Annotated in this window: 19 protein-coding genes; 15 read left to right on the forward strand and 4 right to left on the reverse strand. The window is 67.4% G+C overall.

Going from position 1 to position 22,773, the window contains the following annotated elements:
• Positions 1 to 33 precede the first annotated feature (33 nt).
• The 7 genes from ACHL_RS02500 (at position 34) to ACHL_RS02530 (ending at position 7,263) form a co-directional block, all read left to right on the forward strand.
• Entirely contained in the window at positions 34 to 1,509 is a 1,476-nt protein-coding gene (locus tag ACHL_RS02500; RefSeq protein ID WP_015935730.1) for a four-carbon acid sugar kinase family protein, read from the forward strand.
• A gap of 89 nt (positions 1,510 to 1,598) precedes the next feature.
• Positions 1,599 to 2,498 (forward strand): NAD(P)-dependent oxidoreductase, encoded by a 900-nt coding sequence (locus ACHL_RS02505; protein WP_015935731.1) that lies wholly within the window; start codon positions 1,599 to 1,601, stop codon positions 2,496 to 2,498.
• A 150-nt stretch (positions 2,499 to 2,648) separates the two neighbouring features.
• Positions 2,649 to 4,115, forward strand: a complete 1,467-nt coding sequence (locus ACHL_RS02510) for a GntP family transporter (RefSeq protein ID WP_015935732.1) — start codon at positions 2,649 to 2,651, stop codon at positions 4,113 to 4,115.
• On the forward strand, positions 4,115 to 4,990 hold the full coding sequence (locus ACHL_RS02515; RefSeq protein ID WP_015935733.1) for a class II fructose-bisphosphate aldolase: 876 nt from the start codon (positions 4,115 to 4,117) through the stop codon (positions 4,988 to 4,990). Before ACHL_RS02510 ends, ACHL_RS02515 begins: the two co-directional genes overlap by 1 nt.
• A 46-nt stretch (positions 4,991 to 5,036) precedes the next feature.
• Positions 5,037 to 5,441: a DUF1304 domain-containing protein gene (locus ACHL_RS02520; protein WP_015935734.1), complete on the forward strand. Its 405-nt coding sequence runs from the start codon at positions 5,037 to 5,039 to the stop codon at positions 5,439 to 5,441.
• A 121-nt stretch (positions 5,442 to 5,562) separates the two neighbouring features.
• Complete coding sequence (locus ACHL_RS02525; RefSeq protein WP_015935735.1) at positions 5,563 to 6,918, forward strand: acyltransferase family protein; 1,356 nt, start codon at positions 5,563 to 5,565, stop codon at positions 6,916 to 6,918.
• A gap of 15 nt (positions 6,919 to 6,933) precedes the next feature.
• A complete protein-coding gene (locus ACHL_RS02530; protein WP_015935736.1) occupies positions 6,934 to 7,263 on the forward strand; it encodes a GNAT family N-acetyltransferase in 330 nt (109 codons plus the stop codon).
• A 120-nt stretch (positions 7,264 to 7,383) separates the two neighbouring features.
• Here the strand turns inward: ACHL_RS02530 and ACHL_RS02535 are convergent, their stop codons facing one another.
• Positions 7,384 to 7,698: a hypothetical protein gene (locus ACHL_RS02535; protein WP_015935737.1), complete on the reverse strand. Its 315-nt coding sequence runs from the start codon at positions 7,696 to 7,698 to the stop codon at positions 7,384 to 7,386.
• A gap of 340 nt (positions 7,699 to 8,038) precedes the next feature.
• Here ACHL_RS02535 and ACHL_RS02540 point away from each other — a divergent pair, with 340 nt between their 5' ends.
• From ACHL_RS02540 to ACHL_RS02560, 5 genes are read left to right on the forward strand one after another with little or no spacing between them, the layout of a single operon-like run.
• Complete coding sequence (locus ACHL_RS02540; RefSeq protein ID WP_081434836.1) at positions 8,039 to 9,664, forward strand: pyridoxal phosphate-dependent decarboxylase family protein; 1,626 nt, start codon at positions 8,039 to 8,041, stop codon at positions 9,662 to 9,664.
• On the forward strand, positions 9,661 to 11,037 hold the full coding sequence (locus tag ACHL_RS02545; RefSeq protein WP_015935739.1) for a lysine N(6)-hydroxylase/L-ornithine N(5)-oxygenase family protein: 1,377 nt from the start codon (positions 9,661 to 9,663) through the stop codon (positions 11,035 to 11,037). The genes ACHL_RS02540 and ACHL_RS02545 overlap by 4 nt, the downstream gene beginning before the upstream one ends.
• Positions 11,034 to 11,624, forward strand: coding sequence for a GNAT family N-acetyltransferase (locus tag ACHL_RS02550; protein ID WP_015935740.1), 591 nt, complete (start codon positions 11,034 to 11,036; stop codon positions 11,622 to 11,624). The genes ACHL_RS02545 and ACHL_RS02550 overlap by 4 nt, the downstream gene beginning before the upstream one ends.
• Entirely contained in the window at positions 11,621 to 13,498 is a 1,878-nt protein-coding gene (locus tag ACHL_RS02555) for an IucA/IucC family protein (RefSeq protein ID WP_015935741.1), read from the forward strand. Before ACHL_RS02550 ends, ACHL_RS02555 begins: the two co-directional genes overlap by 4 nt.
• Positions 13,499 to 13,543: 45 nt before the next feature.
• Entirely contained in the window at positions 13,544 to 14,335 is a 792-nt protein-coding gene (locus ACHL_RS02560) for an SDR family NAD(P)-dependent oxidoreductase (RefSeq protein WP_015935742.1), read from the forward strand.
• Here the strand turns inward: ACHL_RS02560 and ACHL_RS02565 are convergent.
• On the reverse strand, positions 14,285 to 15,376 hold the full coding sequence (locus ACHL_RS02565; protein ID WP_015935743.1) for an FUSC family protein: 1,092 nt from the start codon (positions 15,374 to 15,376) through the stop codon (positions 14,285 to 14,287). The genes ACHL_RS02560 and ACHL_RS02565 overlap by 51 nt on opposite strands.
• A 119-nt stretch (positions 15,377 to 15,495) precedes the next feature.
• Positions 15,496 to 17,076 carry an MFS transporter gene (locus ACHL_RS02570; protein WP_015935744.1) on the reverse strand — a complete coding sequence of 527 codons (1,581 nt, stop codon included), beginning with the start codon at positions 17,074 to 17,076 and terminating at the stop codon, positions 15,496 to 15,498.
• Between the two features lie 566 nt (positions 17,077 to 17,642).
• On the opposite strand from ACHL_RS02570, the gene ACHL_RS02575 reads away from it, so the two are divergent.
• On the forward strand, positions 17,643 to 17,900 hold the full coding sequence (locus ACHL_RS02575) for a hypothetical protein (protein WP_015935745.1): 258 nt from the start codon (positions 17,643 to 17,645) through the stop codon (positions 17,898 to 17,900).
• 152 nt (positions 17,901 to 18,052) lie between these two features.
• On the opposite strand, the gene ACHL_RS02580 is transcribed toward ACHL_RS02575, so the two are convergent.
• Complete coding sequence (locus ACHL_RS02580; protein ID WP_015935746.1) at positions 18,053 to 20,539, reverse strand: ATP-dependent DNA ligase; 2,487 nt, start codon at positions 20,537 to 20,539, stop codon at positions 18,053 to 18,055.
• Positions 20,540 to 20,603: 64 nt separating this feature from the next.
• On the opposite strand from ACHL_RS02580, the gene ku reads away from it, so the two are divergent.
• Complete coding sequence (ku, locus tag ACHL_RS02585; RefSeq protein WP_015935747.1) at positions 20,604 to 21,785, forward strand: non-homologous end joining protein Ku; 1,182 nt, start codon at positions 20,604 to 20,606, stop codon at positions 21,783 to 21,785.
• Positions 21,786 to 21,930: 145 nt separating this feature from the next.
• Complete coding sequence (locus tag ACHL_RS02590; RefSeq protein WP_015935748.1) at positions 21,931 to 22,773, forward strand: class I SAM-dependent methyltransferase; 843 nt, start codon at positions 21,931 to 21,933, stop codon at positions 22,771 to 22,773.

Here is a 22,773-nt window from a genome sequence, read left to right on the forward strand (position 1 = left end):
CGGACCCCGGATCGCAACACAACGGAGTGCACTGTGACGCTTGAAGCAGACGTCCTGGCCGCCTATCCCGCGGACTTCCCCATCCCCGCAGCCCTGGTGGCCGGCACCCTGGCCGCTTCCAACGCGGAGACTCCCCGCGTCCTGGTAGTGCTCGACGACGACCCCACCGGAACGCAGTCCGTGGCAGACCTGCCCGTGCTCACCCAGTGGGACGTCGAGGATTTCACCTGGGCCTTCAGCCAGTCCAAGCCCGCGGTCTACGTCCTGACCAACACCCGCAGCCTGGACCCGGCCGAAGCCGCCGCCCGTAACGAAGAAGTGGTCCGCAACGCCCTCGCCGCCGCCGGCGGCGTGAAGGTCGGCTTCGTCAGCCGCAGCGACTCCACCCTCCGCGGCCACTACCCGCTGGAGCCCGACGTCATCGCCGCCACGGTCGGCGAGGTAAGCGGTGAAGCCACCGACGGCGTCGTGCTGGTCCCCGCATTCCCCGACGCCGGCCGCATCACCATCGGCGGCGTCCACTACATGCGCGGCACCGGTGAGGCCGCCGGCACCCTGGTTCCGGTCTCCGAGACCGAATTCGCCAAGGACGCCAGCTTCGGCTTCGCCACCTCCGTCATGGCGGAGTACGTGGAGGAAAAGTCCAAGGGCCGGTTCACCGCTGACTCCGTGATCGTCCTGGACCTGAACATCATCCGCGCAGGCTCTGCCGCCCAGGACCCCGCCATCTCGGCCAAGGCCATCGCAGATGCCATCGAGGGAGCCACCAACTCCACCCCGATCGTGGCTGACATCGTCACTGAGAACGATTTCCGCGCACTGGCCCTCGGCCTGGAAGAGGCAGAGCGCCGCGGTAAGAAACTCCTCTACCGCGTGGGCCCGCCGTTCGTCCGCGGCCGCATCGGCCAGGAAGTCCGCACGGCCCTGACCGCAGAGGAAGCCTACGAAGGCAACACGCCCTCCACCGCCGGCGGCCTGATCGTAGTGGGCTCGCACGTGGGCGTCACCACCCGCCAGTTGAACGTCCTCACGGCCGAACACAGCTCCGCACGCATCATCGAGATTGACGTCGAGAAACTCCTCGCGGACCCGACGGACGCCGCAACCCACCTGGACCAGACTGTGGACACCGTGGTCGAGGCCCTCCGCGGCGGCGACGTCATCGTGCACACCAGCCGGCTCCTGATCAAGACCGACGACGCCGCCGAAAGCCTGCGGATCGCGCGCACCGTGTCCGCCGCCGTCGTAGCCGTGGTCAACCGCACCCTGAAGACCTTCCCGCCGCGGTTCGTCATCGCCAAGGGCGGCATCACCTCCTCGGACGTCGCAGCCCACGGCCTGGAGATCCGCCACGGCATTGTCCGCGGCCCCATGCTGCCGGGCATCGTCTCCCTCTGGGAGCCGGTGGACGGCCCCGCCAAGGGCATCCCGTACATCGTTTTCGCCGGCAACGTGGGCGACGACGACTCCCTGGCCCAGGTCACCCGCAAGCTCAGCAACACCTTCTAGTCCCTCCGGTGGTTGAGCCTGTCGAAACCGCATTTCGACAGGCTCAATCCCCGAGCCACCACGCCCCAAACATTCAACGGAGAAACACCATGACCAGCAACTACACCGTCACCGTCCTGGGCCTTGGCGCCATGGGCCTGCCCATGGCCACCCGCCTCGCCTCGCAGGTGACCGTGCACGGCTTCGACATTGCCGAACCGCGCCTGAAGCTCGCTGAAGAAGCCGGCATCGCCACCTTTGGCACCGCCCGCGAAGCGGCCAAGGGCGCCGACGCCGTCCTGCTCGCCGTCCGCAACGGCGAACAGCTCAACGACGTCCTCTTCGGCGAGAACGGCGTGGCCTCCGTCCTGGAGCCGGGCGCCGTCGTCATCCTTGGCAGCACCGTGGGTACCGAAGCCATCCCCGCCACCGTCGAGAAGCTGGCTGCCTACGGCGTCGAGCTCGTTGACGCGCCGCTCTCCGGCGGACCCAAGCGTGCCGGCGAAGGCGACCTGCTGATCGTCGTCGGCGCTTCCCCCGAAGCCCGCGAAAAGGCGGCGCCCGCGCTGGAACTGCTGGCCTCCACCCTCACCGTGGTGGGCGACAAGCCCGGCGACGGCCAGGCCCTGAAGACCGTCAACCAGCTCCTTTGCGGCGTCCACATCGCCGCCGCCGCCGAGGCCCTGGCCCTGGCGGACGCGCTCGGCCTGGACCAGGCCAAGACCCTCGCCGCCCTCGAAGCCGGCGCGGCAGGTTCCTTCATGCTCTCCAACCGCGGCCCGCGCATCCTGGAGGCCTATAACGAAGAGGGCGCCGAGGTCCTCTCCCGCCTGGACATCTTCGTCAAGGACATGGGCATCGTGGGCAAGGCCACCCGCGCCGCCGGCCTGGCGGCTCCGGTTGCCGCCGCAGCGGAGCAGCTCTACCTGCTGGGCCAGGCCCAGGGCCTCGCCGCCGCCGATGACTCCGCAGTCATCAAGGTGGTAGCCCCCGCCAAGCGCACCAACTAAGAACCAACCGGCAGCACCCTCCCCAATACGTACGACGGCGGCGGTCCCCCCTCCGCCGCCGTCGTACCCCTTGCGTTACTCCCCTTAGAAACAACCGGCGCCTTATTGCCCGTCTTCTGGAAGACTGGCACGTCAAAGGAGACACCCATCGTGAACCACCTCATTAGCCCGCTGATGGTGCGGGCGGCCGACGCTCCGGCCATCAAACCCGCAGTTGAGCTCGGCACCCCGCTGCTGCTGACCATCGCAGCGCTCGGCATCGCCGTGCTGCTGGTGATGATCATCCGCTTCAAGATCCAGGCCTTCGTAGCCCTGCTGACCGTCAGCATCCTGGTGGCCGTGGCCTCCCAGATCCCGCTCAAGGATGTGTTCACCGTTGTGGCCAACGGCGTGGGCAGCACCATGGGCAAGGTGGCGCTGCTGATCGCCCTCGGCGCCGTGCTGGGCCGGATGATCGAGGTCTCCGGCGGCGTGCAGTCGCTGGCCGCGCACTTCACCGAGAAGCTCGGTGCCAAGCGCGTGGCAGTGGCCCTCACCGCCGTCGGCTTCCTCGTGGCCATCCCCGTGTTCTTCGAGGTGGGCGTCATCGTCCTGGTGCCGATCGTCTACGCCTTCGCCAAGATCGCCAAGGTCCACCCGGTCAAGTTCGGCCTGCCCATGGCCGGCATCATGCTCTCCATCCACGTTGCCGTCCCGCCGCACCCCGGCATCGTTGCCGGCGCCGGCGTCTTCGGCGCGGACATCGGACTGATCACCCTGATCTCGCTGGCCATCTGCATTCCCCTCGGCTTCCTGTCCTACTGGGTGGCCAGCATCATGAACCGCAAGGAATACGAACTCCTGCCCTCGGTCAAGGCCCAGGTTGAGGAGTTCGGCTCCGACTCACTGGTCAAGGTGGGCCACGACGGCCCCGGCGCGTCCGCCATCGCTCCGCCCCGTCCCGGCCTGATCATCTTCCTCATCGCCGCCCCCATCGTGCAGATCCTGCTCGGCACCCTGGGCACGCTGACCATCCCCAAGGACAACTCCTGGTACGGCCTGGCCGCCTTCATCGGCAACCCGTTCTTCGCCCTCCTGGTGGCCGTTGCCCTCTCCTTCTTCCTGCTGGCCGTCCGCCGCAACTGGTCGCTGAAGGAAACCGGTGAAATCTTCGAAGGCGCGCTGCCTCCCATCGCGTCCATCCTGATGGTGGTTGCCGCCGGCGGCGTGTTCGGTGAAGTCCTGCGGACCTCCGGCATCGGTGCAGCGCTGTCCCAGACCCTGGACCACCTCGGCCTGCCCGTCATCGCCCTCGGCTTCGTAATCTCGCTGGCACTGCGCGCCGCCCAGGGTTCGGCCACCGTTGCCATCGTGACCACCACCGGCCTGCTGACCTCCGCCGTCATGGAGGGCGGTTACAGCCCGGCACAGATCGCCGTGATCGTGATCGCCATCGGCTTCGGCGCGCTGGGGCTCTCCCACGTCACCGACGCCGGCTTCTGGACCGTGGTGCGCTACTACGGCCTCACCGTCTCCGACGGCCTGAGGACCTGGACCGTGCTCACCACCGTCCTGGGCCTGGCCGGTTTCGCCCTGACCTTCGTGGCCTGGATCCTGGTGGGAGGCCTGGGCGTCTGATGCGCACCCGACTCGACCACCTGGTCACCTCCGCGCTGCAGCAGGGCTCCGCTGTTCCCGCCTTCACCTGCTACGACTTCACCACCGCCCTGGCCGTGGTGGGCGCCGCGGAGGAATCCGGCCGCGGCGTCATCCTGCTGGTGGCCCCCAAGACGGCTGCCACCCCCAACGGGCTCCGCCTGATCGCGGCACTCCGGGGCCTGGCTGACGCGGCCTCCGTGCCGGTCGCCGTGCAGCTCGACCACGCCACGGACCTCGCAGTGATGGCCGACGCCGTCGCGGCGGGGGCGGATTCGGTCCTCGCCGACGGTTCGTCCTTGCCTTACGAGGAGAACATCGCCCTGGTGGTGTCCGCCCGGGAACTCCTGGCGGCCAACGGACATCCCGATGTGGTGCTGGAAGCGGAGCTCGGCGGCCTGGCCGGCGACGAGGACCGTGCCTTCTCGGCTGACCAGCCCGCAGACCAGTCCGGCGTTGCCGTGGCAGGCCTGACCGACTCCGCGCAGGTGGAGGACTTCGTGGCCCGCACCGGTGCCCAGCTCCTTGCCGTTGCCGTGGGCAACGTCCACGGCAAGTACAAGGGCGAGCCGCAGCTGCGCTGGGACGTGCTGCAGGACATCGCTGTGCGCACCCACCTTCCGCTGGTCCTGCATGGCGCGTCCGGCATTCCGGCCGAAGAGCTGGTGAAGGCCGCCGCCATGAACGTGGGCAAGGTCAACTTCAACACCGAGCTGCGCACCGGGGTGCTGGCCACGCTGCAGGAGCAGCTCCCGGCGCACCGCGCCGACGGTGAAAACCTGCAGGCGCTCCTGGGGCACTGGAACCGGTCTGCCGGAGAGTTCGCCGGCGCCACGCTGGCCACGCTGACCCGGTAGGCCCAAGACGCCGGGAAACTCCGGGGAGGGAGGCTAGGATCGAGCCATGATCCTGGCCTCCCTCCTTTTCGCGTTCCTTGCTGCCGCGCTGCACGTTTTCATCTTCACGATGGAATCCTTGACCTGGACCAAGCCGGCAACGTGGAAGCGTTTCAGCATCGAGTCCCAGGAAAACGCGGAGATCACCAAACCCCTCGCCTACAACCAGGGCTTCTACAACCTGTTCCTGGCTGTCGGCGCCCTGATCGGCGCAGGCCTGGTGGTGTTCGGGGCGGACGGCTCGGCGCAGGACGTAGCCGGCTGGACCCTCATCTTCGCCAGCTGCGGCTCCATGCTGCTGGCGGCGCTGGTCCTTGCCCTGTCTGGCCGCAAGTACCTCCGCGCGGCCATAACCCAGGGCGCCACGCCGCTGCTCGCCGTCGTCCCCGGCCTCCTGGCTGTTTCCCTCTAACTGCGGGGCACTCCAACTGCAGGCACTTCAGCGCCTGCCGCGGCCGCTCAGTCCTTCTCCACCCCCTATGGCAGGCGCACAATAGTGCTGTGAACAGGGCCGGGACGCCCCGGGGCGCACGGTGGGTACCGCCGGCGGCCTGAGTGGAAACCTCCGGACGGGCACGGCGGGCCGTGATCCGGTGATCGACCTTGTCCGGTTCGCCTGCCTGGCCCTCGTGGTGGTGGGCCATTGCATGATGGTCAGCCCCGCGCTGCATGCCGACGGGACTGTGACCACGCAGAACACCCTGGCGGAGCAGCACTGGTTCGAACCCGTCATCTGGATCTTCATGGTCATGCCGCTGTTCTTCGTTACCGGCGGGATGACCGGCCTGGAGGCCTGGCGGCGGCTTTCGGCGAACGGCGGAACGGCTGCCCTGTTCATCCGTGCACGCCTGCTGCGGCTGGTCAGGCCCGCCACGGCCTTGCTGGCCGTGATGTTTTTGGGGCTCGGTGCCGCCCAACTGCTGGGCGTGCATCCCCAGGTCACCGGGCTGATGGCGGCCGGGGCAGGGATGCCGCTGTGGTTCCTGGCCGCCTACCTCGCGGCGCAGCTGAACATCCCCCTTCTTGCCGCACTTCACCGCCGAGCCCCCTGGCTGACCTTCCTCCTGCTCACGGCGCTGGTGGTGGCCGTCGATTGCCTGCGCGGCACGCTGCCGCTCCTGGCCAACATCAACCTGCTGTTCCTGTGGTGCGCCGTCCAGCAGCTGGGCTTCCTCATCGCCGACGGCAAACTGGCGGGGCTCCCACGTTCAGGGCTGGCAGCGGTGGCCCTGGCAGCGAACGTCGTCCTGGGTGCCGTGACAGGCCTGGGGCTCTACCCCGGGAACATGCTGGTCAACCTCAACCCGCCCAACCTGACCCTCCTCCTGCTGGGCGTATCCCAGGCCGCCCTGATGGAGGCCGCGCGGCCGGTCCTGGAGGGCGTGGCTTCGTGGCCGTGGCTCAGCCGGGTGCTGCAGATCGCCGGCGCCCGGTCCCTGACGGTGTATCTCTGGCACCTTCCCCTGCTGGTGGCGATGTCCGGCCTGCTGCTCGTTGCGCCTTTCCCCAAACCGGAGTCGGGAACGCCCGAATGGTGGTGGGCGCGGGCCGTGGTGCTGCCTGCGTTGCTGCTCCTGCTGCTGCCCGTCATCGCCGCCTTCGGGCGCCTTGAAGACACCCCGACGGCGACTCCGGGCTCCGGCGCCAAGCCCGCCGCGGTGGGCGCCGCCGTCGTGGTGGTCTTCCTTCCGGTGGCGGACGCTGCGCTGGGCGGCCTCACCCTCGCCCTGCTGGGAACCGGAGCCGCATTCTTTGCCCTCACCCAACTGATCCTCGGTGCGGTGCCCTGGCGGAGCCCTGTCCCTGGACACCGGACGGCCGCCGCCGGTACGCGCCGGCGTGCCGGGCGCAGGAGGGGGCGGAAGGGCATTGCCAGCGGGGTGAAGTAGTGCCAGTGTCGAACCATGACCGAGAACACGTTGTCCACCGAGGATAGGTTCGCCCCCGATGTCACGCTGCGGCGCAACGACGCGGAGCACCGGTATGAACTGCTGGTGGGCGGCAGGCTCGCCGTGCAGTCCTTCTTCCGGGACCTGCCGGGCCACATCGATTTCACCCACACCGAGACGGGCCAGGACTTCGAAGGCCGGGGCCTTGGCAAGGTGCTGGCGCACTTCGCCCTGGACGACGTTGTGGCCACAGGCAAGCGGGTCATCCCGCACTGCCCCTTCATCTCCAGCTACCTCCGCAAGCACGAAGGGTACGAGCAGTTCGTCGACTGGCCGGAGGGATAGCGCAGCAGCGCTTCAGCAGCGCCCCGGGTGCCCCATTACCGGGAGCAGCCCAACTTGCCGCTGCCTTTCAGCTCACGGCCTCCGGTCCCGCTGTACGGCAGGGCCGCCCGCAGCCCGGCGTCAGCTGGCCAGGGCCCGATCGCTGACCGTGGCGCTGAAGGCGGGATCGTCCAGGGTGAAGCCGCACGCGCAGCGGTAGGTTACAACGGTGCCCGGCGCGCTCCCCGGGCCGGCGGGCAGCACTCCGGTGCCGTCAACGTAAACGGGCTCCCGGACCGGCAGCTCCTGCGGGTCGATCCGCTGCATGGGCATGCGACAGTGCATGCGCGAATTCAGGGTGACCAGGAGCCCCAGGTCCAGGGGCTCGGCTGTGTTGCCGGCTGGCTTTGTGCGTTCCCCGGACGCTGGCAACCGGTGTTCAGTGGCGGTGGTCATGCGATATTCATCCTTGGGCTTCTTCACGAGGCTGCTCTTCCAGCCCCGCCGCGAACTGCTTGCGGAGGTCATTTATCCCCACAAGCAAAGCATGCTTACTAAAGATGTGACAAGCCGAACATTTGGGGCTGCGGCCACCATCGCACCATTCGCGGGGCGGAAATTGTGCATCATGAGCCCGCGCCGATGCCAGTCAATGACTTCCCGGTCGCATCGAAGACCCCGGGATTCCGCGGCCGAAGAGAAATAGGGCACAAAAGTTTGATTAAAAGGGGAGCCTAAGTAAGGCTTACCTACGCAACTCCCCAATTTGTTGACCGAAGGAAGACCCGTGCCGCTGATGCCCCGACTCGATGAGACGCAAGTGGACCACTCCGCCCGCCAGGACCTGGCTCACCGGGACCCCGCCCGCCAGGACCTGAATGCGGTCCCGCAGGGAGAGGATTTCGGCTCCCGCGTGGAACTGGCCCTCGGGGCCACCAACCACCTCCTCAATGCCCGGAACTCACCCCGCTACGTTGCGCAGGTGCTGCAGGGCGTCACCGCCGTGGCCACCAAGCTGGAACGGACCACCCAGCCGTTCACCGGCGTCGGCCCTGCCGATATGCGGACACGCGTGGGAGCAGTGGACCTGGACACCCCTTTGCCGGACACCGCCGCGGCCCTGCAGGAACTCGAAGACGTGTACCTGCGCGACGCCGTCTACTTCCACGACTCCAAGTACGCCGCCCACCTCAACTGCCCCGTGGTGATCCCGGCGCTGGTAGGTGAGGCCATCCTGTCCGCGGTGAACTCCTCGCTGGACACCTGGGACCAGAGCGCGGGCGCCACCATGATCGAACGGCGCCTCATTGACTGGGCCGCCGAACGGCTGCACCTGGGCGCTGCAGCGGACGGCATCTTCACCTCCGGCGGCAGCCAGTCCAACCTGCAGGCCCTGCTCATCGCACGGAACCACGCCGTGGCAGGCCTGCGCCAGGATCCCGCCCTGGCCGGCCTCCGCCTCCCGGCACTGCTGGACACCCTGCGCATCTTCACGTCCGAGGACAGCCACTTCAGCGTGCAGAAGTCCGCCTCCATGCTGGGCCTCGGGTTCGATGCCGTCATCACCGTCCCGTGCTCCGCGGACCACCGGATGGACCCGGCCGCACTTGCCACGGCCATGGCGGAAGCGCACGGCGCCGGCCTGACCGCCATGGCAGTGGTGGCCACCGCGGGGACAACGGACTTCGGCGCCGTGGATCCGCTCGCAGAGCTCGCCGCCCTGGCCCGGGCCTACGGTGCCTGGTTCCACATCGACGCTGCCTACGGCGGCGGCCTGATGGTCTCCGGCAGGTACCGGCACCTGCTGGACGGCAGCGGCCTCGCAGACTCGGTCACCGTGGACTTCCACAAGACCTTCTTCCAGCCCGTCAGCTCCAGCGCCCTGCTGGTCCGGGAAGCAGCGATGCTGCGCCACATCACCTACTACGCCGACTACCTGAACCCGGAGAGTGCCGCCCTGGCGGACATCCCCAATCAGGTGGACAAGAGCATCCAGACCACCCGCCGCTTCGACGCCCTGAAGCTCTGGCTCACCCTGCGGATCATGGGGGCGGATGCCATTGGCGCGCTCTTCGACGAGGCGATCGACCTCGCCGCCCGCGTTGGTTCTGTCCTCGAAGCCGATGATGACTTCGAGCTTGCCGCCGCACCGCAGCTGAGCACCCTGGTGTTCCGCTACCGCCCCGTGCTGGACTCCGGCGCACGCCTCTCCGATGAGGACGCCGATGCCCTCAACCCCGCCATCCGGGCAGCCATCTTCGCCTCCGGTAAAGCCGTGGTGGCAGGCACCAAGGTGGGCGGACGCCACTACCTGAAATTCACGCTCCTCAACGCCGAGGCAACCCTTGGGGACATCACGGACATCATCACCCTCCTGCGCAGCACCGGCGCCGGACTCCTGCAGAAGGAAACCACCGCATGAGCACCCCCACCAACGGCACCATCTTCGACTTCGCCGCGATCGGCGTCGGGCCCTTCAACCTGGGCCTCGCCGCCCTCACCGAACCCGTGGAGGGACTCAACGGCGTCTTCCTCGAACAGCGCGATTCCTTCGACTGGCACCCCGGCATGATGCTCGAACCCGCCCACCTTCAGGTCCCGTTCATGGCGGACCTGGTGACCATGGCGGACCCCACGTCGCCGTATTCGTTCCTGAACTTCCTGAAGCAGACGGGCCGGCTCTACCGCTTCTACATCCGGGAGAACTTCTACCCGCTGCGCGCCGAGTTCAACCAGTACTGCCAGTGGGTGGCGGGGCAGCTGCCCTCCGTGCGTTTCGGCACGGCCGTGCAGGAGGTGGCGTACGACGACGGCGTGTACCGGCTCTCCGTGTCAGGTCCGGACGGGCCGGAGGTGCTTTCCGCGCGGCGGCTGGTGCTGGGCACCGGCACCTCCGCGTTCGTGCCGGCGGCGGCCCAAGGAATCCTTGCGGCCGCGGCTGCCGGCACCGGGGGAGTGGCCTTCCACAACGCCGACTACCTGGCCCGGAAGGCTGAACTGCAGCAGCAGCGCAGCATCACCATTTTGGGCAGCGGCCAGAGCGCGGCGGAGATCTACTACGAGCTCCTGCAGGAGGCGGACGCCTACGGATACCAGCTGAACTGGGTGACCCGCTCCGGGCGGTTCTTCCCGCTGGAGTACACCAAGCTGACCCTGGAGATGACCTCCCCCGAGTACGTGGACTACTTCCACGGCCTCCCGCCCGGGCAGCGCGACCACCTGAACAAGACCCAGAAGAACCTCTACAAGGGCATCAACTCGGACCTGATCGATGCCATCTACGACCTCCTCTACACCAGGAGCCTGTCCGGCATGGTGGACACCCAGCTGCTCACCCACTCCACACTGACGGCCGCCGAATGGGACCCGGCTGCCGGAACCCACCGGCTGCACCTGGAACATGGCGAACAGGGAACGTCCTACACCCTGGACAGTGAAGCCGTGGTGCTGGCCACCGGGTACGGCTACCGCGAACCGGCATTCCTGGCCGGTGTGCAGGACCGGATTGCCCGGGACGGTTCCGGCCGCTTCGCCGTGGACCGGAACTACGGCACCGGCGTTGAGCCGGGCGAGATCTTCGTCCAGAACGCCGAACTGCACACCCACGGGTTCGTCACCCCGGACCTCGGCATGGGCGCCTACCGCAACTCCTGCATCATCCGCGAAATGGCCGGCCGGGAGGTGTACCCCGTGGAACGCACCATCGCCTTCCAGCAATTCGGCGCGCCCCCTTCCGTCCCGGGAGTGCAGCCGGACCCGGCAGCGGGAAACGTAACCGTGGAGGTGCCGGCATGAGGTTCACCTTCCGATGCGTGGACCCCGTGGCGGACACACCCCTGCTGCACAGCTGGGTCACCCAGCCATATGCCGCGTTTTGGGGAATGCTGTCCGCCACCGAAACCGACGTCATCGACGAATACGCGAAGATCCAGGCGAGCGGACACCACCACGCCCTCCTGGGGCTCGACGGCGGCGTCCCCGCCTTCCTGATGGAGGAGTACCTTCCGGCGTCCTCGCCGCTGGCCGCCGCCTACCCCGTCCTTCCCGGCGACGCGGGCATGCACCTGCTGGTGGCGCCGCCGTCGGGCGATCCAGAAGCCGGTTTCACCACCGCGGTCATGGACGCCGTCCTGCACCGGCTTTTCGCCAGGCCGGAAGTGGAGCGCGTCGTGGTGGAGCCCGACGCCCGCAACACCAAAATCCACGCCCTCAACGAACGGTTCGGGTTCCTGCCCGCGGGCGTGGTGGGGCTGCCGGACAAGGATGCGCTGCTGAGCTTCTGCACCCGGGCCGGCTACCTCGCCGCCCGCGAAACCCTTACCCCCTTGAAAACCACCGCCACCACCCGCACCGAAGACCTGCAGGGAGCCGCAGCACTATGACCGTCCAGCTCGAATCCACCGCCACCGCGCCCGGGGCAGCCGCAGCTGCGCCGCACCTCGAAGGGCGCCGGTGGGACGCCGCCAACCGGCACCTGCTCCGCAAGGCGCTCGCCGAGTTCTCGCACGAACGGATCCTCACGCCTGAGCCTGTGCCCGTACCCGTACCCGGAGCGCCGGAAGCCAATACCTACCGCCTCACCAGCGCCGATGGATCCCACGAATACCGGTTCACGGCCAGGATCCTGGAGCTGGAGCACTGGTCCATCAGCGCCGGCTCCATCCGGCATATCCAGGACGGCACCGAAGCGCCGCTGGACGTGCTGGAGTTCATCACCGTGTTCCACGAGGCCCTGGGCATCAACCTCCAGATGCTCCCGGTCTACTTGGAGGAGGTCAGCAGCACCCTGGCCAGCCATGCCTACAAGCAGTGGGCGGGCCAGCCGACCGCCGGGGAGCTGGCTGCCGGGGTGACGGGCGGGCGGGACGTTGCCGCCGACTTCCAGGCGATCGAGCGGAGCATGACCGAGGGCCACCCCTGCTTTGTGGCCAACAACGGCCGGCTGGGGTTCGGCGTCAGCGACTACCTTGCCTTTGCGCCGGAAACCGGGGCACCGGTGCAGCTGGAGTGGATCGCCGTGCACCGCAGCCACGCCGTGGTGAGCACCAGCAGCGGCCTGGACTACGCAGCACACCTCGACGCCGAACTGGGCCCGCTCGCCGGCAGGTTCACCACGGAACTGGTGCTGCAGGGCCTGGATCCGGACCAGTACTTCTTCATGCCGGTCCACCCCTGGCAGTGGGAAAACAAGCTCACGGTCACCTTCGCGGCCGAAATCGCCCGGCAGCGCATCGTCCACCTGGGCACCGGAACCGATTCCTACCAGGCACAGCAGTCCATCAGGACGTTCTTCAACACCAGCCAGCCCTCGCGGAACTACGTGAAAACCGCCATGTCCGTGCTGAACATGGGGTTCATGCGCGGCCTCTCACCCCAGTACATGAAGGCCACACCGGCCATCAACGACTGGCTCCGGAAGCTGATCACCGCGGACGCCGCCCTGCAGCAGCGCGGGTTCACCATGATCGGCGAAATCGCGGCCATCGGCTACCACAACCGGACCTACGAGGCCGCGTCCGCCAGCGGGTCACCGTACCGGAAGATGCTCTCGGCCCTGTGGCGGGAAAGCCCGCTGCCGCTCCTGGAAGACGGGCAGCAGCTGACCACCATGGCAGCGCTGCTGCACGTGGATTCCGCCGGAAAACCCATGGTTTCCGCCCTTATCGAGCGCTCCGGCCTCGCCCCGGAGGACTGGCTGCGCCGCTACTTCGAGGCATACCTGGTGCCGCTGGTGCACTGCCTCTACAACTACGAGCTGGCCTTCATGCCGCATGGCGAAAACGTCATCCTGGTCCTCGAAAACGGCGTTCCGGTACGGGCCATCATGAAGGACATCGCCGAAGAGATCGTGGTGATGGGGGACCGGCTGGACCTCCCCGAGGAAGTTGCCCGGATCCGGGCGGACATCCCCGACGGCGAAAAGGTGCTGGCCATCTTCACCGACATCTTCGACTGCATCTTCCGCTTCCTCGCGGCACTGCTCGACGAGGACGGGACGCTTCCGCAGGAGGCCTTCTGGCGTACCTCTGCCGAAGCCGTCCGGGACTACCAGGCACAGCACCCGGAGCTGGCCGGACAGTTCTCCCGGCACAACCTGTTCGCTGCGGACTTCGAACTGTCCTGCCTGAACCGGCTGCAGCTGCGGAACAACCAGCAGATGCTGGACCTGACGGATCCGTCCGGAGGCCTGCAGATGGCCGGCCGCCTGGCCAACCCGCTGGCACGCTTCGCCGGTGAAACCACAGGACAAGCCTAGGGAAAAGCGGAGCCAAGCAGGGGTACTGGTGGCTAGGCTGGCTGCATGACGCAGACCACTTCACGGACCACTGCCCTGGTCACCGGCGCCAGCGCAGGCCTGGGCGCAGAGTTTGCCCGCCAACTCGCAGCCGAGGGCTGCCACCTGGTGCTGGTGGCGCGCAACAGGAGCCGCCTGGAGGAAGCCGCGGCGGAGCTGGAACGGCGCTACGGGGCCACGGCTGAGGTGCTCCCCGCCGACCTGACGGACGACGCCGCCGTGGCCGCCGTCGTCGAACGCCTCTCCGATCCGCAGCGGCCGGTGGGCATCCTGGTCAACAACGCCGGCATCGGGCTGCTGCACAACTTCGAGGACAACCCGGTGGAGGAGGAGAAGAAGCACCTGAAGCTGCACACCGAAACTGCCCTGGTGCTCTCACACGCGGCGCTCAAGGGCATGCTGGACCGTGGCGAGGGCAGGATCATCAACGTGGCCAGCATCGCCGCGTTCCTGCCGCGCGGAACCTATTCGGCGGCCAAAGCGTGGCTGCTGAGCTTCAGCCGCTGGGCCAACCTGGCCTACCGGACCCGCGGCATCAAAGTGACGGCGGTGTGCCCTGGCTTCACGCACACCGAGTTTCACGACCGGATGGGGATGGACAAGTCCGTGGCACCGAAGTGGACCTGGCTCGCGGCCGAGCGCGTGGTGCGGGAGGGGCTGGCGGACAACGCCAAGGGCAAGGCCGTTTCCATCCCCTCCAAGCGCTACAAGGTGGTGGCAGCACTCGCCCGGGTTGCCCCGCCCAGGCTAATGGCGGGCCCGCCGCGCAAGCCCCAGCAGGAGCGCGGGGGAACGTGATCCCTGGCGGCGCACTGCCACCACAACGGCGATGCCCACCAGCGCCCCCACCAGGGTCTCGATGGCACGCTCCAGGATCAGGACGCCGGGATCGGCGGGTGCCGCGAGTTGGGTCATCAGCAGGATCACCGGGGTGAAGGACACCATGGCCAGGCCGTAGTGCCGCGTCATGAACAGCTCGGTGGTGAACTGGAACAGGATCACCAGCAGCGCCAGGACCACTGCCTGCTGGCCCGGAAACAGACCGGGCAGGGTCCAGGGGGCGGGAAGGATCACGACGGCGGTCACGGCCAGCCCCACGAACGTCCCCACAATGCGGTGGATACCGCGGCGGACGCTGCTGGGGAGGTCCGCGCCGCCCAGCGGAACAGCCGCGGCAGCCATGGCCCAGTGCGGGTGGCCGCTTCCGGTCAGCACGCCGATGGTTCCGGCGGCGCCGACGGCCAGCACGTAGCGGGCGGCGTGGATCAGCATGGCGCGGTGGCCCACCGGCTGCGACGCCGGTGCGATCCTGACGGCCCCGCGCTGCCACCGGCGGCGGCGGACCCACCCGGCGAATCCCACCAGGACTGCGAACGCCGCGGACCCCACGGCGATCAGCAATGCGGCGTACCACGGGACAGCCATGGGTACGGATGCGCATGCGCCCAGGGCCAGGATGCCGAAGAACGGGCCGTTGGGCTTGAGCCGCACACGGTCTGAGTAGAGCGAGCCGAGCCCTGCCAGCGCAGCTTCGATGGCCACCAGCGCCCACGAATGGATGTGGTTGGCGGATAGGAACACGCCCACCGAAACCCCGCCCAGGAGCACCAGGGCTGCCTGGGACTGGTGGAGGATCCGCAGCTGGTGCGGTTCGGACCGGCCATACATCCCGGTGAGGGCGCCGAAGACGGCGTAGATGATGAGGTCCGGCCGGCCGGCGGCCAGCAGCAGCAGGGAAGGGACGGCCACGCTGAGGGCTACCCGGAGTGCAGCGAGGTGGTCCGCGTTGGCGGGCTCCAGCCGGTGAAGGGCGCGTACGTGCAGCAGGACGCGTTCCATGCCGTGCCACCTCCTTCTTGCTTCCGGCCGCTTTGCGGACGACTCAACCTTAAACGCCCGGACCGCCGCACCCGGTATGGGTACGGCGGTCCGTGTAACGGAGCGGAACAGTTGGCCGGTTAGGCGTTGACCGGGGCCTTCCCGCCGTCGTGGTGCGGGTGGGTATCGAACGGCAGTTCGTCCACGTTGATCAGCGGGTTTTCGTCCTGGGTCTTGACCAGTTCGCGGGCCTCCGCCTCGGTGTCCACGCTGGGCATGGATCCCGGCAGCGGGCGGTTGGCCGATTCCTTCAGGAAGTAGATGGCCACGGCTCCCACCAGGGAGGTTGCCATCAGGTAGTAGGCGGGCATCATGTCGTTGCCGGTTGACTTGATCAGCAGTTCCACAATGAAGGGGGTAGTGCCACCGAAGATCGCCACCGCGAAGTTGTAGGCAATGCCCATGGCACCGTACCGGCTGGACGTGGGGAACTGCGCCGGCAGGGATGACGCCAGGTTAGCCACGTAGAAGGTCACAGGGAAAGCGACCAGGGCCAGGCCGGCCAGGGTGGACCACACTTCTCCAACGCCGATCAGCAGGAAGGCTGGGATGGCGAGGACAATCGTGCTCACGGCACCGACCCACAGAACGGGACGGCGGCCGATGCGGTCAGACAACTTGCCGGTCAGTGGAATGCAGAGGCTCATGACTACCAGGACCGGGATGGTCAGCAGCGTGCCGTGCACTTCGTCGTAGCCCTTGGACGTTGTGAGGTATGTGGGCATGTAGGACGTCAGGGCGTAACCTGCCGTGTTGGCGGCGGCCACGACGACCATGGCCACGACGATGGGCCGCCAGTAAGCCTTGATGATCCCCACCGGGCCCTTGGCAGCGGCGGTGTCGCCCTCCGTGGCGTTCTTGGCGTTCTCCTCCTGGGCGTCCAGGGTGGCCTGGAACTGCGGGGATTCCTCGATCTTGCTCCGGAAGTACACCGCGATCAGGCCCAGCGGACCTGCCAAGAGGAACGGGATGCGCCAGCCCCAATCCTCCATAGTGTCCTGGCCCAGGGTCAGCTGCAGGACTGAAACCAGGGCAGCGCCCATGGCAAAGCCCATGTAGCTGCCCAGGTCGAGGAAGCTGGCGAAGAAGCCGCGGCGCTTGTCGGCGGCGTACTCGCTGACGAATGTGGTGGCACCGGCGTACTCACCGCCGGTGGAGAAGCCCTGGATCACCTTGAGCAGCACCAGCAGGGCCGCGGCCCACAGGCCGATCTGCGCGTAGCCGGGCAACAGGCCAACGGCGAACGTGCTGGCGGCCATGATCATCAGCGTGGTGGCAAGGATCTTTTGCCGGCCCACCTTGTCGCCCAGCCAGCCGAATACGACGCCGCCGAGTGGGCGGGCGATGAAGGTTGCAGCGAACGTGCCCAACAGGAACAGGTTGCGCGTCGTGGGATCGGATTCCGGCAGGAAGACCGGACCCATGGTGGTGATGAGGTAGCCGAACACGCCTACGTCGTACCACTCCATGGTGTTGCCTACGATGGTGCCGCCGAGGGCCTTCTTAAGCATCGGCTGGTCAACCACGTTGACGTCTGATTCCTTGAGCCGGCGCCGCGGAAGGAGCTTGGGCTTCTTGGCGGCTTTCACTGCTGCTGGTTCTGTTCCGCGGGCGTTCCTGGCGCCTGCTGAAGAGTCGGTGTTGCTTTGGTCTGTGGGCATTTGGTCAGCTCCTGTGGAGGTCATTTGCTTGCGACTACTTGCTGCCCCGCTCCGGGCAGGCCTTCAATTTTACGCCGATTTTGTAGCGTTCGCCCGTTTGATGCCGTACTGTCCGCCCCTTTAGGCACGTTTCAGACCAACTTTTACGGGTTGATTTACCTGCTTTTCCCTTATGGATACTGGGAAGCATGCTGATTGTGTCCACCGTCACCGAATCTTTTTCCGTAACCGTTCGTTGGGGCACGGTTTTGGCCGTGATCGGGCGCTGGATGTGACGGCAGACACTGCCGCCGCGGAGGATTTTCGCCGCCGTTTTTGGCGCCTCCAGGCGGTGCTGGGGGTTCACAGGCGCCGGGCCGTTGCCTATGGTTGAGCAATGGGAACACTGATTTTCGAATAGGCCGACGGGTGCGGCCGGGATCTCCCCGCTGCGCGACACTGGGCCAGTCACGCCGGCGCTGCTGCGCCTCACAGCGCCGACCTCACGACGTGCCGGCATTCCCGGCGATCACGGAGGCCCCGGTGCCTCTCCCCAGGACTTCATTTCATCGTGGAAAGGAAGAAAAATGGCTGACGAAAACCGCAAATCCCATCTCAATCCGGAGCTGGCGGACCATCTGGCAGCTGCACTGGACACCCCGGACCTGCCCGCAGCGGCCACCACCGCTCCAGGCGCAATGCCTAGGCAAAACTCCTGGCCGGACGGTAACGGCAAACGCCGCCACCCGAAGGACAGGGGCTCCAGCCACGGGCGGATGGGCCACGAGGCCTCCGTGGCAGCCGTCCACCGGACCGGGAAGCCGCAGATGCCGCACTCGTCCTAGCTCGGGCGAACCGCATCTTCATCACCGACACGGAAATTCCCTGACGCGCCCTATAAGCGGTGCGGCAGGGAATTTCCGTGTCACGGGTGAGTCTGCGCGTCACTGGGAAACCTGCGCATGACCGGAGCCTGCGCGCCCGCAGGCAAAAAGCGTCAATCCTCCCGGACCACCTCTGACGGGTCCTTGTCCAGGCGCCAGCCCCGCCACCGGGGATGCCGCAACCGCCCCGGGCCAGTCCACTCCCCGTACGTGACCTCACCCACGAGTTGGGGTGTGACCCAGTGCGCATCCGCGGAGTCAGGCCTGGGAACCTCGTGGAACGGCGAGGTCTTCCGGGCAAGCTGCTCCACGGTCTGCCGCAGTTCGGCCAGTTCGCGGCCGCTGAAGCCGCTGCCCACCCGGCCCACGTACTGGAGTTTGTTCCCGTCCGGAATACCTACCAGCAGGGATCCCACGGTTTCCTGGCGGCCGCCCTTGCCCGGCCGCCAGCCGCCCACCACCACTTCCTGGGTGCGTTCGGTCTTGAGTTTGATCCAGGTTCGCGTCCGCTGGCCGCTGACGTAGCGGCTGTCCGTGCGCTTGGCCATCACGCCCTCGAGCCCCAGCTCCCGTGCGCTGTCCATGATGTGTTCCACCGGATCCTCGAGCACCATTGACAGTTCCACAGGGCAGTCGGAGGGCTGGAAGAACTGTTCAAGCCGTTGGCGCCGCGCCCTGAGCGGGAGGCGCCGGAGGTCCGTGCCGCCGTCGTGCAGGAGGTCGAAGAGCATCAGCCGGACGGGTAAGGCCTTCTGCGCTTTGACGACGTCGGCGGCGCGGGTGAGTTTCATCCTGCCCTGCAGCAGGCCGAAGTCCGGCCTGCCGGAGGGGCCGACGGCGATGATCTCACCATCGGCCACGAACGGCTGCTCCGGCCAGCACCGCCGGTCCGTCAGCTCGGGGTAGGTCCTGGTGACGTCGTTGCCGTTGCGGCTGAAAATGCGGACCGAGGACTCATCCGCCACAAGGATGGCGCGCACTCCGTCCCATTTGAGTTCAACCTGCCAGTCGCTGCCCAGGAGGTCTGAGGGGACTCCCGCGGTGGCCATCATGGGGCGGACATCGTCGGGGGAAACCTGCTTGGCGCCGGCCTGTTCGTTTGATGCGTCCCCGGATTTCCCGGCACTGCCCACGTCCTCGGCACTCCCCGCAGGCTCCGCAGACGAAGGGGCGTGCCGCCGTCGTGCGCCCTGGTCCTCCTTGTCCATCAGGTGGATCAGCCACTGCTTTTCGGCATCGCTGCCCTGGCCGCGGCCGGTATGGATGAGGGCCACCTTCCTGGTGCCGCCCAGCCCGCCGCCCTCTGAGCCGGTGAGGGTGACGATTACTTCCTTGCCGTTGATCCACTTGTGCAGCTCATACGTTCCGGTGTCCCAGATGGTCATGTCGCCGGCGCCGTATTCACCCTTGGGGATGGTGCCGTGGAAGGTGAGGTAGTCCATGGGGTGGTCCTCGGTCTGGACGGCCAGGTGGTTCTTGCCGCCCGACTCCGGCACACCTTTGGGGAGCGCCCAGGATGCCAGGACGCCCTCGTGCTCCAGCCTGAGGTCCCAGTGCAGGCGGCTGGCGTGGTGTTCCTGGATCACGAACGCGTCGCCGCCGCGCGGTGCGCCACTGAACGGCTCAGGCGTGGCCTTGGGATCGCGCATCGCACGGTACTTCGCCAGTCGGGGATGCCCGTCGTGGGTGCCGTCCTGCGCTGTGCCCGTGCCGCCATCGCCGTCGTCAAGCGTTCCGGCAGCACGGACGACGGCGGCGAACGGGTCCTTGCCGTCCTGCACCCGACGCAGCACCTCCTGGTAGTCGAGGTGCTTGAGCCTGGGGGAGCTGATCTCCCGCCACGTCCGCGGCGCCGCGACCATGGGGGTGGGCCGGCCGCGCAGGGAATAGGGCACGATGGTGGTTTTCGCGGCGTTGTTCTGGCTCCAGTCCACCAGCACCTTGCCCTTGCGGAGGGTCTTCTTCATGTCGCTGACGGCGAGGTCCGGGTGGTCGGATTCCAGGGCTCGTGCCAGTTCCCGGGCGAACTCGGAGATCTGGTCCGAGGTCTGCGTGCCGTCCAGGGGCGCGTACAGGTGGATTCCCTTGCTGCCGCTGGTGACGGGGACCGGGGCCAGGCCCACGTCCTGCAGGATGGCGCGGGCCAGCAGCGCCACTTCACGGCAATCGGCGAGGCCGGCGCCCTCGCCGGGGTCCAGGTCAAGGACCAGCCGGTCCGGGTTCAGCTGGGTGCCCTGGGAATCCACCCGCCACTGGGGAACGTGGATTTCGAGGGAATTGATCTGCCCGAACCAGGTGAGGACGGCGGGATCGTTGACCATCGGGTAGTGGATGGTCCGGTCCTTGTGGGTGATGGCGGCGCGGGGAAGCCAGTCGGGAGCGGAGTCCTCCAGGTTCTTTTGGAAGAAGACCTCGCCGGGCTTCTCCGCGGTGCCCACTCCGTTCACCCAGCGTTTCCGGGTGGCTGGCCGGTTGGCTGCGGCGGGAATAAGGACATGGGCCACGGCGGCGTAGTAGGCCAGCACATCGGCCTTGGTGGTGCCGGTTTCCGGGTAGATGATTTTGTCCAGGTTGGTCAGCGTCAGCTCGCGCCCGGCCACGCGGACACGTTCCTTAGAAGGCAAGGGTCTTCACCTCCGGCCCGGCGTGCTGTTGACTGTAGGGATGAGAGCCATCTGGAAGGGCGCCATCGCATTTGGGCTGGTCAACGTGCCCGTCAAGGTCTACAGCGCCACAGAGGATCATGACATCAGTCTGCACCAGGTCCACAACGCCGACGGCGGAAGGATCCGCTACCAGCGCCGTTGCGAGGTCTGCGGGCAGGTGATCGACTACTCGGACATCGAGAAAGCCTTCGAGGAAGACGGCCGCACGGTGGTGCTGTCCAAGGATGAGCTGAAGGCCATCCCGGCGGAAAACAGCCACGAAATCGAAGTGGTGCAGTTCGTTCCCTCCGAGCAGCTCGAACCGATGATGTTCGAGAAGAGCTATTACCTGGAACCGGACTCCAAGTCGCCCAAAGCCTACGTTCTGCTGCGCCGGGCCCTCGAAGACACAGACAGGGTGGCCATCGTCCAGTACGCCCTGCGCGAGAAGACCCGGCTGGGGGCGCTGCGGATCAAGGACGACGTCCTGGTGCTGCAGTCCCTGCTGTGGCCGGACGAGGTGCGCGAGGCGAACTTCCCCTCGCTGGACGCCGACATCAGGATCTCCGCGCAGGAACGCGATATGTCCGCAGCGCTGGTCGAATCGATGGCCGCGGACTTTGAACCGGAATCCTTCACCGACGACTACCAGGTGCAGCTGCGGAAGCTCATCGACGCCAAGCTGGAACAGGGCGAGTCCCTGGACACCGATGAAACCTTCGGCGTGGAGGCAGGCGAGGGAGGCAAGGGCGAGGTCATCGACCTGATGGAAGCCCTGAAACGCAGCCTCGACCGGAAACGCGGCGGCGCGGCAGCAGCCTCGGGCGCAGCGGATTCCGAGGAGGAGGAAGCGTCCGACGACGACGGGTCGGAGGATGGGGAAAAGTCCGCCAAGCCCGCGCGGAAGTCCTCCGGCTCACGGTCCCCGGGAACAGGGACTGCCGCTGCTTCAAAGACATCAGCGTCCAAGGCCACCGACACCAAAACCGGCACCCGGTCTACGGCGGCCAAATCGACGGCGTCGAAGAGCGTTGCGGCCAAGGGCACGTCAACCCGGAGCACCGCAGCGAAGTCCACCGGCACCCAGTCCACCGCCGCAAAGACCGCCGCCGGCAAATCCACCGGGACCAAGGCGGCCGCGTCAAAGAGCACCGAGAAACCCGCCGCGAAGTCCACCACCAGGGCGCGCAAGCCGGCGTAAACAGGGGCGGCGCCTTTCCGCAGCCCCTCCAATAGCCGGACCACCTTTACAGCCGGTGCGCGCGCGGCCAGAATGAGTCGCATCGCAGCGCCCGCTGTGCCCGCAGCGCGCTGAAACCCAACGGCTCGATGAGGAGCGCGGACCCATGAATGACCAGACCGATGCGGCCGAGGCGGACCGGGCGCTGAAACAGAAGCACCGTGCCATGTGGGCGTCCGGGGATTACCCGGCGCTGGCGGATGAAATGCTCCTGGAGCTGGGCGCCATCCTGGTGGAAGCGTGCGGCGTCCGCTCCCGCCACCGGGTGCTGGACGTGGCCGCCGGGTCAGGTAATGCGGCTATCCCCGCGGCCATGATGGGCGCCAAGGTGGTGGCCTCGGACCTCACTCCGGAGCTCTTCGAAGCCGGGCGGCGCGAAGCCGGCAACCGGGGCGTCAGCCTGGAATGGAAAGAAGCCGACGCCGAGGCGCTGCCGTTCGACGACGCCTCGTTCGACGTCGTGATGTCCTGCCTGGGTGCCATGTTCGCGCCGCGGCACCAGACGGCGGCGGATGAAATCCTCCGGGTGTGCAAGCCCGGCGGCAACATCGGGCTGCTCAGCTGGACCCCTGAGGGCTTCATTGGCCGGATGTTCGCCATCATGAAGCCCTTCGCTCCGCCGCCACCGCCGGGCGCCCAGCCTGCACCCCTGTGGGGGAGCGAGGACCACGTCAGGGAACTGCTGGGGGACAGGGTCACCGACGTGGCGGTCCGCAAGCAGGCCCTGGCGGTGCGGAGTTTCCACCAGCCCGGCGACTTTGTCCGCTACTTCAAATCGCACTACGGCCCCACCATCGCCGTCTACAAATACATCGGGGCCGACGCGGACAAGGTCAAGGAACTGGACAAGGCGCTGACGGACCTCGCCGAGTCCTTCGGCGACGCCCACGGCGACACCCCGTTCCAGATGGAATGGGAATATTTGCTGTTCACCGCGAGGAAGGCCTGA

Origin of the sequence: Pseudarthrobacter chlorophenolicus A6 (assembly GCF_000022025.1) — a bacterium.
Lineage (GTDB): Bacteria > Actinomycetota > Actinomycetes > Actinomycetales > Micrococcaceae > Arthrobacter > Arthrobacter chlorophenolicus.

What these genes read in the sequence shown, in the direction of transcription:
- ACHL_RS02505 (WP_015935731.1), top strand. Translation starts at nt 1,599, where the DNA reads ATGACCAGCAACTACACCGTCACCGTCCTGGGCCTTGGCGCCATGGGC.
- ACHL_RS02515 (WP_015935733.1), top strand. Translation starts at nt 4,115, where the DNA reads ATGCGCACCCGACTCGACCACCTGGTCACCTCCGCGCTGCAGCAGGGC.
- ACHL_RS02520 (WP_015935734.1), top strand. Translation starts at nt 5,037, where the DNA reads ATGATCCTGGCCTCCCTCCTTTTCGCGTTCCTTGCTGCCGCGCTGCAC.
- ACHL_RS02530 (WP_015935736.1), top strand. Translation starts at nt 6,934, where the DNA reads ATGACCGAGAACACGTTGTCCACCGAGGATAGGTTCGCCCCCGATGTC.
- ACHL_RS02535 (WP_015935737.1), bottom strand. Translation starts at nt 7,698, where the DNA reads ATGACCACCGCCACTGAACACCGGTTGCCAGCGTCCGGGGAACGCACA.
- ACHL_RS02540 (WP_081434836.1), top strand. Translation starts at nt 8,039, where the DNA reads ATGCCCCGACTCGATGAGACGCAAGTGGACCACTCCGCCCGCCAGGAC.
- ACHL_RS02545 (WP_015935739.1), top strand. Translation starts at nt 9,661, where the DNA reads ATGAGCACCCCCACCAACGGCACCATCTTCGACTTCGCCGCGATCGGC.
- ACHL_RS02550 (WP_015935740.1), top strand. Translation starts at nt 11,034, where the DNA reads ATGAGGTTCACCTTCCGATGCGTGGACCCCGTGGCGGACACACCCCTG.
- ACHL_RS02555 (WP_015935741.1), top strand. Translation starts at nt 11,621, where the DNA reads ATGACCGTCCAGCTCGAATCCACCGCCACCGCGCCCGGGGCAGCCGCA.
- ACHL_RS02560 (WP_015935742.1), top strand. Translation starts at nt 13,544, where the DNA reads ATGACGCAGACCACTTCACGGACCACTGCCCTGGTCACCGGCGCCAGC.
- ACHL_RS02565 (WP_015935743.1), bottom strand. Translation starts at nt 15,376, where the DNA reads ATGGAACGCGTCCTGCTGCACGTACGCGCCCTTCACCGGCTGGAGCCC.
- ACHL_RS02570 (WP_015935744.1), bottom strand. Translation starts at nt 17,076, where the DNA reads ATGCCCACAGACCAAAGCAACACCGACTCTTCAGCAGGCGCCAGGAAC.
- ACHL_RS02575 (WP_015935745.1), top strand. Translation starts at nt 17,643, where the DNA reads ATGGCTGACGAAAACCGCAAATCCCATCTCAATCCGGAGCTGGCGGAC.
- ku (WP_015935747.1), top strand. Translation starts at nt 20,604, where the DNA reads ATGAGAGCCATCTGGAAGGGCGCCATCGCATTTGGGCTGGTCAACGTG.
- ACHL_RS02590 (WP_015935748.1), top strand. Translation starts at nt 21,931, where the DNA reads ATGAATGACCAGACCGATGCGGCCGAGGCGGACCGGGCGCTGAAACAG.